Origin of the sequence: Streptomyces sp. A0958, assembly GCF_004795035.1 — a bacterium.
Lineage (GTDB): Bacteria > Actinomycetota > Actinomycetes > Streptomycetales > Streptomycetaceae > Streptomyces.
The window spans coordinates 1-12,257 of record NZ_SSBK01000067.1; the positions used below are offsets into that span (position 1 = coordinate 1).

Consider the following 12,257-nt stretch of genomic DNA (forward strand, 5'->3'; position numbering starts at 1 on the left):
GCGATGGGAAAGCGCAACGAACCGCTTCGCGGTTCGTGGCGAAGTGTTGAAAAAGGCGCTTCGCGCCTTTCGGATTTCCGCTTCGCTCCAATCCACGGGCTTCCGCTCCGCTTCAGCCCGGACTGCGGGGCGGGTCCGCTTCGCTCCCCCGCCGGGTTCCGGCTCCGCCGGAACGGCTGGCTACACGATGACGGTGCATCGCTGCTGGTCTGTGTAGCATCCCGAGAAAACGACCACCCCCTGAACCATGACACCCCATCACCCCGGCCCGACTGCCGGCCTCCGGGCGACAGGTGCGGATTCCGCTGCGCTCCACCCACACCAGACAGACCATCAGTCGTACTCGGAGGCGGTCTCAGCGCCGGGACGAGGTGGCTGGAAACTCTCCCTGGGGAACATCGACCCGCTAAGATAATACCTGTGCATCGCTCGCACATGCATCGCATCACACGTAGCTGATGTTCTGTGTAGCATCCCGAACCAATCGTCACTGCCTCTGACGGCCGCCCGTTCGTTCCTGAATTTCCGGAGATCCCATATGCCGAGTGCAGAGAAATTCACGCTCCGGCCTCACCAGGTCGAAGCTGTCGATGCTGTCGTGCGCGGCCTTGATATCCCGCCGGGGAAGAAGATTCCGCAGGCTGGTCTACGGGCCACTGTGGTGGCGGCCTGCGGCACGGGGAAGACGTTCATCGCCGCGCACTCCGCGCTTCGTCTGGCCCGTAACGGGCGGGTCCTGGTCCTGCTGCCGACTCTCGATCTGCTGACGCAGACCGTGCGGGAATGGCGGGCCGCCGGCCACCAAGGACCCGCCGTCGCCGTCTGTTCGCTGGAGGACGACCCGCACCTGTGGGACCTGAAGGTGCGCTCTACGACGAGCGCCCCGCAGCTGGCCCTGTGGCACGGTCGGGGGCCAGTGACCGTGTACGCCACCTACGCCTCCCTGCCCGTCCTGGAGGAAGCGCACGAGGGAGCCTACGGGCTGCCCATGGACGTGTTCGACCTGGTGGTCGTGGACGAGGCGCACCGGACCAGTGGCTCGGCTGGGAAGGCGTGGGCCGCGGTTCACGACCAGGATGTCATCCCCGCGATGCGCCGGCTCTATATGACCGCTACGCCCAGGATCTGGAAGGAGCGGCCGCCGCGGCTCTCCCGGGCGGAGCGGCAGGAGAGGGCGGGGGTGCTGCGGGACCGGTTGCCGCAGGAGATGGCCTGTTCCATGGATGATCCCAAGGTGTTCGGTCCGGTCGTCTACGAGCTGTCGCTCGCATCGGCGGTGTCCCGGGGGCTGCTGGCGCGGTATCAGATCGTGGTCGTGGAGCTCACCGACCCCGTCGTCACCCCGGCCCGGCTGTCCGGGCCGCAGAAGCGGGACGAGGACGTCCGCGGGGAGCGCATGGGCGCGCTGCAGGCGGCGTTGCTGGAGACGATGGCTGAGCATGGGCTGCAGACCACGATCACCTTCCACCACCGCACCGTCGAAGCAGCCGCGTTCGCCGGGGGGCTGTCCCGGGTCGCGAAGCGGCTCCATGCGGCGGACTCGGAGCGGTATCCGGAACGGGTGTGGGCCAACTGGCTGTGTGGGGACCACGAGCCCGACTACCGGCGCCGGGTCCTCGCCGACTTCGGCCGGCGCGCTGGCCGCGCCGTGCTGTCCAACTGCCGGGTCCTGGGCGAGGGCGTCGATATCCGCGCCGTCGACTCCGTCGCCCTCCTCGACCCGAAGGGGTCGGCCGTCGACATCGTCCAGGCGATCGGACGGGCGCTGCGGCAAAAACCGGGACAGGGGAAGATGGCGACGCTGATCGTGCCTGTCTTTCTCGCACCGGGTGAAAAGCCGGAAGACATGCTCACCTCCAATTCGTACAGGCCCTTGGTGAAGGTATTGGAAGGGCTGCGGGCGCACGACGAGCGTGCCATCGAACTGCTTGCCATTCCTCAGGAACAGCGGAAGGCGGTCGTTGATCCGTCGCCTCCGATCGGTCCTGAACCAGAGGAGGGCCAGGAGGAGTCGCGGCTGCTGCTGCGGTTCGCTGCCCCCAGGGATCCGGTGATGATCGCGAAGTGGGTGCGGTTCAACGTCATCAGCACCGAGCGTCAGGACTGGCAGCGTGGCTACGACGCCGCCCGCCGCTACTTCGAGCGCGAGGGCTCGCTGGACGTGCCCTACGAGCACACCGAGGGCGCCTACCCTCTCGGCAGGTGGCTGTCCGACCAGCGCCGCTCCTACCGGGCCGGAACCATGAACGGCGAGCGTGCCGACGAGCTGGAAGAGCTCGGCATGGTGTGGGACACCGCCGACGCCGGCTTCGAGGAGAACCTCGCCGCCGCGCGTGCGTACTTCGCGGAAGCCGGGACGCTGGCCGCGCCCCGGCACGCCACCGCCCTCGACCGACCCGTCGGGCAATGGCTCACCAACCTCCGCCGCCCCGGAGGACTCGGCAAGGACACCGACCGCGCTCGCTGGCGTGCGGAGCAGCTCGCCGCGATCGATCCGGACTGGAACCCGCGACTGCTCGGCTGGACCGTGGACTGGCAGCGCTGCTACACCGGCCTGCACGCGCTCCTGGATGCCGGGAACACGCTGGAGGACGTCCAGCCCGGGGTGACGTACCGGGGCGACGACATCGGCCGCTGGGCGGTTCGGCAGACGCGGGACTGGGCGCAGCTGAACGCCGAGCAGCGGCGGCGGCTGGAGGAGCTCGGGGTGCGGCCGCGGGCGGCTGTAAAGGCGCGCAAGCGCGCAGCCCGGGGTGCGGGTAAGGCGGGGGCCGAGAAAGGTTCCGAAGCCTTCCAGCGGGGTGTGGAGGCCCTGCGGCAATACATCGCACGGGAAGGGAAGACCACGGTCGGAAGGCAGCACGTCGAACAGCTGCCGGACGGGACGTCTGTGCGCCTGGGCGTGTTCCTCAGCAACCACAAGAGCAGACGCGACCGGCTCAGCGACGACCAGCTCACCACCCTCGCCGACTTGGGGCTGGAGTGGGCGGCGTAGGCATGGAGACGGACTGTACTGCTGGTTCTCAAGCGGTGAGGTGCAGGTCTGGGCAGCCCTGCTGTTCTACGAGAACGAGAGGCTTCGGAACCTCGCTGGCACAGCCGAGTACCGCGCTATCATTTCGGTCAATCGTGCAACGCCCGGCACGTTAGCTGTAGGAGGCGCCTTGTTGCATGAGCCGGTCCGCTCCTCCAACCTCCGATCGGTGGGCTACGACCAGGCGGAGCGTGTGCTTGAGGTCGCCTTTCACAGTGGAGGGTTGTATCGCTACGAGAACGTACCCGCAGAGGTGCACGTGGCGTTGATGATGTCCTCCAGTAAGGGCGGTTACCTAGCCCAGTTCGTGAAGGGCCGATATCGGTACCGTTTGATTTCGGGCTGACAGCCCGGTAGTTGTTCCAAAACCGCTCCATCGTTGTCGAGTCGAGGCATGCGTGCAGATCTGCTCCGTTTCTGTTGAGGGCTTCCGCTGCCTGGCGAACATCACCAATGTTCCTGTCCTGCCGCAGACGGTTCTGACCGGTCAGAACGAGGGTGGGAAGAGCGCTCTGCTGGACGCGCTGAACTTCCTGCTTCATGGGACTGCGCTGAGCGAGCGCGATCTCACCTATGTCAGCGATGGGGTCGTGCAAGAACCGGTGCACAGCGAGGACGCGGTCGCTCCGCACGCGCGGGTGCCTCAGACCACCGTGATGGGCGATTTCACCCTCAACGCCAACGAGCAGCAGCATTTCGCCCTGCCTGAGCGGGTACAGATTCGCCGTCGCTTCCGCCCGGAAGCGGGTGCGTTCCTGGAGATCCGCCGCCGCGTCTGCCGGATCCCTGAGCTACGCGACTTGGAAGCGGTGAAGCTGGCGGGCCTTAAGGAACTCGCAGCCACCCACGGGGTCGAGCCTGTCGGGCAGTTGAATGCGCGGAACAGTTGGGAGCAGCCCCTCCGGGAGTTGGCCCAGCGGATGGAGCAGGTCGATGCGTGGGTGGCGGCGGACTCCGAGGTAGCTGCTGCGATGCCGTCCATGGTGTATTTCAAGGGCGACTCGGTCCAGGCGCCTGAGGCTGTGGTCCAGAGTCTGCTCAACTCCCGGCTGCGCGAGTACACGCGCGCCGATGAGGTGGCTAAGCGAGTGGCGGATCTTGAGGGCTATCTTGCCGAGTCGCTGACACCCGACATCGACAGCATCCGCGGGCACATCGCGCAGCGGTGTGCCCTGCCTTCGGTGGAACTGGACCCTCAGGTGCAGGTGCGTCCTGCGCTAGTCGGGGTGGAACTGAACATTGTGGACTCGCAGGGGAGGCGGTTTCCGCTCTCGTCGGCCGGGACTGGTCGCTCGCGCCGTATCTCGCTGGCCTTGTGGGAAAGCAGCAACGACCTGGGACAGGACCAGGCGCAGGAAGGACCTGCCTCGGATGTCGTGTTCGTTTACGACGAGCCTGACACCCACCTGGACTACTCCCACCAGCGGCGGATCATGGCATTGATCCAGTTGCAGTCGTCACGGCCGAACGCGCGCGTCATTGTGGCGACGCACTCACTCAACCTGATCGACGGAGTCGACATCTCGTCCGTGGTGCACCTACGCACCCACGAGGGGCAGGTTCGGGCGGAAGTCCTGAGCGAGGACAGCGCAGACATTGATGTGCGCCGCCACCTGTCGACGATCGCGACCACGCTGGGGTTCCGCAACAGTGTTCTGCTACACGAGCGGTTCTTCGTCGCGGTGGAGGGGGTGTCCGAAACATCCGCGTTCCCGATCTTGTTCCGCAAGCACGCCGGGTACCCCATTCAGTCCGCTGGTATCTGCCTGTGGGCTGGGGGAAGCAATGAGGGTGCCTTGCGATTTGCCAAGTTCCTCAAGGAACACGGCCGCGACGTTGCGTTCGTCGTCGACAAGGACAGCCGTGCGAACCAGAAGCACGTCTTCCGGGACGCCAAGCTCAAAGAACATGGCTTCGACCCCACCGAGGAGTGCTTCTACCTCGGTTCCCCCAACGAGCTCGAAGACCTGTTCACCGACGGCGACTGGGCCGATACGGCCAACGCGCTGTGGAAGCCGAACACCGAGCGCGGGGCTTGGCAGCCTGCGGAAATCGAGGCACTGCGGTCCGGAAAGTTCAGCTCTCAGCTGCTGGGCTTGTTCAAGGCCGGCTCGGACGATGGACCTCAGAACAAGGAAGACCTCATGGTAGGCATCGCCGCGCACCTTGGTAAGGACCGCATCCCCGCTGCGCTCTCAGCAATCTTCAACTCCCTGATCGATCGCGCGCAGAACGCGGGGCCGCATCTGTGGTAGACGTCGCGCTGCCAGCCTGACGTGCCGCGCGCCGTACCTTCATACGCTTGAGTCGTTGTTCACGCGTCGGCGCCTCCCATGTGTGCAGGCCGACCGAAGCTACCCACTGTGAGCCGTGATGGCCCTGGTCATCGCCACACCAGCGGCATCCGTCAGGGGAAGGCAGGTCCTTGCGATGTACGCGTATCGTCCGCCCATCACCCATGGAACACCGCCCATATGCGTCGGAATGCCTTCGATATGAATACTTCCCCCGGAAGGTCATGCTCAAAGATTCCCACATGCCACTGACAGTCCTACGGCCCAATCCGGGCTGCCACAAGCACTGTGCCGCTGGCGGGCCACGGTACTGGTAATTACCCCAAGCACCCTGCTGCTCGCCGGACACGATGCTGCAGACGAACTCGTTCTCCACGCACTCCCACTAGGGCCTTCATCCTGCTCTGAACAGCGGAGATGCGAACCTGAGCAGCAACCGCGTGCCGAGCCACGATGCCGTGGCATTCCAGTGCCTCGGTCGGTCTGTCGAATGCGGAGCGATCTGCCAGACGGCTCCAGCGGTCGGACGCGGCTCCGCAACGGCGCGGCCGTAACGGATGGCAACGGTCGCTGTCAGCCGTATGCCGATTCCGGTCAGCCCAGTACCGAGGAGCTGGGATACCTGGGTCCAGGACGGCGGGGTGCCGTCTCGGACTCGGCAGAGAGGGGCCGTACATGCGGGGAAGCCGTGGTGAGATTCCCGCGGACGCCTCGATGGCCGTGTTCCCGTCGGCGTCGGGGCGTGCTGCGGCCATGCCTCGGCTGCTGGACCTCGACGGGCGTGGAGAGCTGACGGCCGCGCATGTGCGCCTGGTGGCGCAGGCGTTGGGGAAATCGGAGCGGACGGTGTGGCGGTGGCTGGCCGCTGCCCGGAAGGATCGCCGTCTCGCTCGGGTGGAGTCGTCCCGTTTCACGGTCACCACGGAGGTCCGGCGGCTGCTGGCGCTGTGGGGCGGGAACGCCTCCCGGGTCCATGCCGAACTGGCGCAGCGGGCGGCCGAGGATCCGGACGCGCCCCCAGTCCCGTCGCTGTCCACGTTGCACCGGGCGATCCGGCGGGACCTGACCCGCGGAGAGCGGGCCGGGCTCAGGAGCGGGGAAGCCGCCCGGCGCGCGCATGACGTGTTCGGACAGCGGCCGGCCACACACCGCAACGCGGTATGGGAGGGCGACCACAAGCACGTACCCGTCGAGGTGGACGTCGAGGGTGAGCTGGCCACTCCGTGGGTGACCTGGTTCATCGACTGCGCCACCAGGGCCATCACCGGGGTGGCCGTCACCGCACATCCTCCGAGCCGGGACGCGGTGCTGGCCTCTCTGCGCATCGCAATCACCCGCAGCGCACCGTTCGGCCCCCTCGGCGGACTGCCGGGACAGATCCGGGTCGACCGCGGCAAGGAGTTCCTGTGCCGGGCGGTCACCGCGGCGATGGGCGCGCTCGCCGTCCCCGTCACCGACCTCCCCGCCTACACCCCACACCTGAAAGGGACGATCGAGGCGCTGAACGACGCGGTGGAGGAGATGTTCCTCATCTCGCTCCCCCGCTACACCGGCCGGCAAAAACTCACCGGCGGCCGGGCCGCCGACCCCGAAGCCCCGCCCCTGACGTACGAGTCGTTCGTGGGACTGCTGCTGGACTGGGTGACCTGGTGGAACACCCGCCACCAGCCGTCCGCGCTGCACGGGCAGACCCCCCTCCAGGCGTGGCAGGCCGACGCGACTCCGCTCACGGATGTGTCCGCGGGGCAGCTTGCGACGTTCGCGCTGGAGGACAACGGGCGCACGTACACGATCAGTACCAGCGGGGTGCGATGGCGCCGGCGCGACTACCTCGCCCCGTGGATGAACGGCCGCACAGGCACCAAAGTCTCGGTACGGCACCTGCCCCATCACGACGACACCATCGAAGTCTTCGACGCCGATACCGGCCGCCATCTCGGTTCGGCGTTCCTGGCCGCTGCGGCGAGCCGTGAGCAGATCCGCTCCGTCCAGGCCGCACGTACCGCAGCAGCCCGGCGGCTCAAGGCTGATCTGAAAGCCGCGGAGAAGCTGCGCCGCCGGCGCTTCGAAGCCTCCACCACCGCAGCCCCACCCAGGGCGCTCACCTCTTCGACCGCCGCACGGGCCGAAGAAGAGCTCGATGCGGCGGCGCAGACGGACCGCCGTGCGCTGGCTCGTCCCGATCTCGTACCGCACGGCCCAGCGCCCGACAACTGGGCCCGTCCGAGGCCGCCACGCCCACCCACTCCTGATGAGGACCGAGCCGATGATCACTGAGTTGGACTACGGGCTGCTGCCCGACGAGAGCGAAGACCACTTCCTGGGCCTGGAGCAGGCGCAACTGGTGGGCACCGACACGCTCCTGACCACCCGGGACAACATCGAAGCCGTCATCGAGGCCAAGGCCATGATGTGCGTCTACGGGCCGGCCGGATCCGGCAAAACGATGTCGGTGAACTCCGCGCTGCGCCACCTCGCCCCGGACATCACCCACCGCCTGGAACTTCGAGCCGGACCGACACCGAGAGACATCCGGCACGGTCTCTTCCAGGCACTGGGACTGCCCGGTGAGCCTCCGGCCCGCCCGATCGAGTTCGACACCCTCCTCAAAGAGGCACTCGCTGAGGAATTCAGGGTCCTGGTCTGTGACGAGGCGCAGTGGATGAAGAAGACCGGGTTCGAGTTCTGGCGCCACCTGTGGGACGACAAGCGCACCAACATCGCGGTGATCTTCGCCGGGGGCGACGGCTGCTACAAGGTCCTGCGCCGCGAGCCGATGCTGGCCTCCCGGATCTTCATCTGGCAGGAGTTCACCCGCATGTCCAAAGATGAAGTGAGGGAGACGATTCCCGCCTTCCATCCCGTCTGGGCCGATGTGGACACCGCGCTGATCGACGCGATCGACAAGCAGGCCGCCCACGGCAGCTTCCGCAACTGGGCCAACATCACCACCCACATCCTGGCCGGCATGAAGAAACTGCACCTCAATAAGGTCGACGAAGACCTCGTGCGCTGGGTCTACAGCAAAATCGGCGGCATGTAATGACAGCCGGCAGTCTCCCAGCCGTCACCGTCATCATCGACAAGCACGACCACCCCGACTGGACGACCGCCGCTCACCACGCGCATCACCCGGGCCTCGGACGCCTGACCGTCGACCCCAGCCCCGCCAACGGCGCACCCGCCGCCCTTGCCCACGACCTTCTCTATGCCCTGGGCAAACGACTCCCCCAAGGCGGAGAAACGTACGGGACGTGGGCCGATTCCCAGCGCCCCGCCTGGGACGCCGTCGCCACCTGGATCCTCACCCACCACATCGGACACCTCATCGTCTGCCGCACCGACCGCCTCACACACGCCCGCCAGCAACAACTCCTCGCCCTGCGGGAACGGTGCGGCATCCGCCTCACCCTCCTGTGGCACTGCCCCGTCACCCCCGCACTGACAACACTCCTCGAAGCCACCCCGTACCGCCTCATCGACGCCCTCCCCCGAGCCCGGAACGCGCTGACCCAGACCGTGCATTCAGCGTCCAGCACCAGAAACACGGGACACTGGCACCACCGGCACATCAAGGACGACGGACAGTGGATCGCCCCACCCGCACCGTCCAACGGCACGGTGACAGGCCGCCCAAAGCGCGCGCAGTGCCAGGGCGCCCCCGTACTCGCCCCGACAACGAACAGCACACCACCCGCGCGAGAGCGTCACCACATACCAACGGACGCCCTCGCCGCACGGCTGGCCACGGTGGCACACCCCCTGCACGCAACAGCGCTGACCATCCACGCGGTCACCGGGGCAGACGTCACCCGGCTCGCGCTCATCCGCGGCATCGACATCAACGAAGCAGCAACCGCTGTCAAAGTCCACGACAGCACCGCCCACCGCAGATGCCAGGTCCACCCGCTCCCCACCTGGACACACCAGCTCATACATGCCGCCGGCATTCACGGACAGCTCAAGGGCCGCACCGCCGACAGCCCACTCTTCCCACTCATCACAGTCCAGAACGGCGAACAACTCCGCCTCACTGCAACAGGAATCCGCTACCACCTGAAACCCATGCCGTAGAAGGCCATGCCCCGCCTCCGACAAGCAACACCCCGGCACAGCCACACGGCCGTGACCAGCACCAACGCCCACCCCTCTGTACCAACCGGCAGCAAACCGACCCGCACCATCACCAAAAACGCCAGCACCAGATCGGCATTCCTGACAGCAACCGAGCCACCCACAACAACCCACAGAGCAGCAGAGAGCCCGCTACTCACCCACTGACATCAAAACGCCGAACCACCACCGACAAAAACTGGCAGATCATCACCAGCCCGCCATGGCGCAGAATATCCAGGTCGTCGATGGAGTCGGCGCCGGCGACCATGCCGCCCACAATGCTCATCGTCTTCGCGTCAGCCGCCGTGCCGGCGCCGTTCTTCGCGCCGGTCAGCTTGACCTTCTCGGCGACCAGGGCGGGCAGGTCGCACCGCTCGGCCAGCCGGATCACCGGGACCAGCCCGGCGTGCGCGATCAGATTCGATTCGTCGAACGCGGCAAACACCCGCGCCGGGCCGTGGGAAGATTTCACTCGAGAGGTGCCTTGCCGGTTGGTGCTGATGGAAGCGTAGAGAACTCCCATCATCCCAGGTCAGCAGGCACCTCTTCTGGATTCAACATCCACAGCCCGGCCATCACGCGGTGGATCGAGGCTGAGTGCACTGTGTTCCGGGGAGCAGGACGATGCCGCGCAGGCGTGTCGGGAGGCTGCTCGGGGATGCAAGTGGTCGCTGTACGAGGAGATCGGCTCCGGGCGCACGGTCGATGCCGCCGCGTACGCCTTCGAGTTGCTGACGGCCTTCCCTGAGGAGAAAGAAAGACTCGGGTTCTTCCAGAAGAGGTTCCGGATGAACCTGCCGCAGGATCTCCGCTCGGAAAACTTTGACGTGCGCCGTGCCGACTGGTGAAAGGATCCTGACGATGCAGAGGATCACGCTCCGAGAACATCAGGTAGACCAGAAGAAGAGTTTCCGGAAGTGGGTCGGATTGCCTGCAAGATCGTCTGTGCCCCCGGAGGGCGCCCGGGGCACGATTGTGTCAGCGACCGGCTCGGGCAAGACGATCACGGCCGCCGCATGCGCGCTGGAGTCGTTCGCGGACAGCCGGATCCTCGTCACCGTCCCGACCCTGGACCTGCTCGTGCAGACCGCCCAGGCGTGGCGCCTAGTGGGCCACCAGGCGCCCATGGTCGCGGTGTGCTCGCTGGAAAACGACGCGGTCCTTAAGTCACTGGGCGTGCGCACCACCACCAACCCGATCCAGCTCGCCCTGTGGGCCGGGAAGGGGCCGGTCGTCGTGTTCGCCACGTACGCGTCCCTGGTGGACCGCGAGGACATTGACGCACCCGAGAGCCAGCGGAAGGTTCGCGGACCGCTGGAGGCCGCTCTAGCGGGCGGAGAGCGCCTGTACGGCCAGCGCATGGACGGTTTCTCGCTCGCCATCATCGACGAAGCCCACTCCACCGCAGGCGATCTTGGCGGGCGGCGATCCACGACAACACCCGCATCCCCGCCGACTTCCGCCTGTACCTAACCGCGACCCCGCGCATCCTCGCCTCACCCCGGCCGCAAAAGGGCGCGGACGGCCAGGAACCAGAGATCGCGACCATGGGCCAGGACTCGGAGACCTACGGGCCCTGGCTTGCCGAGCTCGGGCTCTCGGAAGCAATCGAGCGCGAAATCCTCGCCGGATTCGAGATCGACGTACTGGAGATCCGCGACCCTTCACCCGTGATCGGCGAGACGGAAGAGGCGCGGCGGGGCCGGCGCCTGGCGCTCCTGCAGACCGCGCTCCTGGAGCACGCGGCGGCGTACAACCTCCGTACGGTCATGACGTTCCACCAGAAGGTCGAGGAAGCCGCGGCGTTCGCGGACAAGCTGCCGCAGACCGCTTCTGGGCTGTACGTCACCGACACCGATGACGAGACCATGGCCAAGGCGGAGAAGGAACTTCCCGCGTCGTCGATCGACGCGGAGTTCTACGAGCTGGAAGCCGGCCGCCACGTACCCCCGGACCGCGTGTGGGCCGCATGGCTGTGCGGCGACCACCTCGTCTCCGAACGGCGCGAGGTCATCCGCCAGTTCGCCAACGGCATCGACGCGGCCGGACGCCGGGTCCACCGCGCGTTCCTCGCCAGCGTTCGCGTCCTCGGGGAAGGCGTCGATATCACCGGCGAGCGGGGTGTGGAAGCGATCTGCTTCGCGGACACCCGCGGCTCACAGGTCGAGATCGTCCAGAACATCGGCCGCGCACTCAGGCTGAACCGCGACGGCTCCACCAAGGTCGCCAGGATCATCGTTCCGATCTTCCTGGAGCCGAACGAGGACCCCACTGACATGGTCGCCAGCGCCTCGTTCCGCCCCCTCGTGGCCGTGCTCCAGGGTCTACGCAGCCACGATGAGCGTCTGGTCGAGCAGCTCGCCTCCCGTGCGCTCACGAGCGGCAAGCGCAAGGTGCACGTCCGGCGGGACGACGACGGGCGGATCGTCGGGGCGGGTGGGGAGGGTGACGGCGAGGGCCAGGAGGACGACGACACGCAGGCCGCCGCCGAAGCCGCCCTGCTCCACTTCTCCAGCCCGCGCGACGCGGCGACCATCGCGGCGTTCCTCCGTACGCGGGTCTACCGGCCCGAGTCCCTGGTGTGGCTGGAGGGATACCAGGCCCTGATCCGTTGGCGGGCGGAGAACGAGATCACCGGCGTGCACGCCGTTCCCTACGACGTCGAGGTCGAAGTGGGGGTCACGAAGTGAGGTTCCCCCGAGATGCGAAAGATGCTGACAGCGGGTCAGATGGGTGTCATGAGAGGAGCCCAGACGATGCCTGCCCCGAGAAAGTACCCGCTGGAGTTGCGTGAGCGTGCGGTCCGGATGTAC

The 12,257-nt window shown here is 66.9% G+C and carries 7 protein-coding genes and 1 pseudogene; 7 read left to right on the plus strand and 1 reads right to left on the minus strand.

The features are described 5' to 3' along the window. Positions 1-538 precede the first annotated feature (538 nt). The 6 genes from E6P78_RS31840 (at position 539) to E6P78_RS31870 (ending at position 9,402) form a co-directional block, all read left to right on the plus strand. Complete coding sequence (locus E6P78_RS31840) at positions 539-2,995, plus strand: DEAD/DEAH box helicase (protein ID WP_136207104.1); 2,457 nt, start codon at positions 539-541, stop codon at positions 2,993-2,995. Positions 2,996-3,035: 40 nt separating this feature from the next. Further along, positions 3,036-3,380, plus strand: coding sequence for a KTSC domain-containing protein (locus E6P78_RS33960; RefSeq protein WP_276607243.1), 345 nt, complete (start codon positions 3,036-3,038; stop codon positions 3,378-3,380). A gap of 52 nt (positions 3,381-3,432) precedes the next feature. Beyond that, the gene (locus E6P78_RS31850) at positions 3,433-5,289 is read left to right on the plus strand and encodes an AAA family ATPase (protein ID WP_136207105.1); all 1,857 of its coding nucleotides are present in this window, start codon (positions 3,433-3,435) and stop codon (positions 5,287-5,289) included. Positions 5,290-6,003: 714 nt separating this feature from the next. Then, complete coding sequence (locus tag E6P78_RS31860; protein WP_240799458.1) at positions 6,004-7,605, plus strand: DDE-type integrase/transposase/recombinase; 1,602 nt, start codon at positions 6,004-6,006, stop codon at positions 7,603-7,605. Then, the gene (locus tag E6P78_RS31865; protein ID WP_136207106.1) at positions 7,595-8,371 is read left to right on the plus strand and encodes an ATP-binding protein; all 777 of its coding nucleotides are present in this window, start codon (positions 7,595-7,597) and stop codon (positions 8,369-8,371) included. The genes E6P78_RS31860 and E6P78_RS31865 overlap by 11 nt, the downstream gene beginning before the upstream one ends. Then, positions 8,371-9,402: a hypothetical protein gene (locus tag E6P78_RS31870; RefSeq protein ID WP_136207107.1), complete on the plus strand. Its 1,032-nt coding sequence runs from the start codon at positions 8,371-8,373 to the stop codon at positions 9,400-9,402. The genes E6P78_RS31865 and E6P78_RS31870 overlap by 1 nt, the downstream gene beginning before the upstream one ends. Before the next feature lie 196 nt (positions 9,403-9,598). Here the strand turns inward: E6P78_RS31870 and E6P78_RS31875 are convergent, their stop codons facing one another. Next, complete coding sequence (locus E6P78_RS31875) at positions 9,599-9,916, minus strand: hypothetical protein (protein ID WP_136207108.1); 318 nt, start codon at positions 9,914-9,916, stop codon at positions 9,599-9,601. 389 nt (positions 9,917-10,305) lie between these two features. On the opposite strand from E6P78_RS31875, the pseudogene E6P78_RS31880 reads away from it, so the two are divergent. Then, positions 10,306-12,134 (plus strand): annotated as a pseudogene (locus tag E6P78_RS31880) (DEAD/DEAH box helicase family protein). Positions 12,135-12,257: the final 123 nt, after the last annotated feature.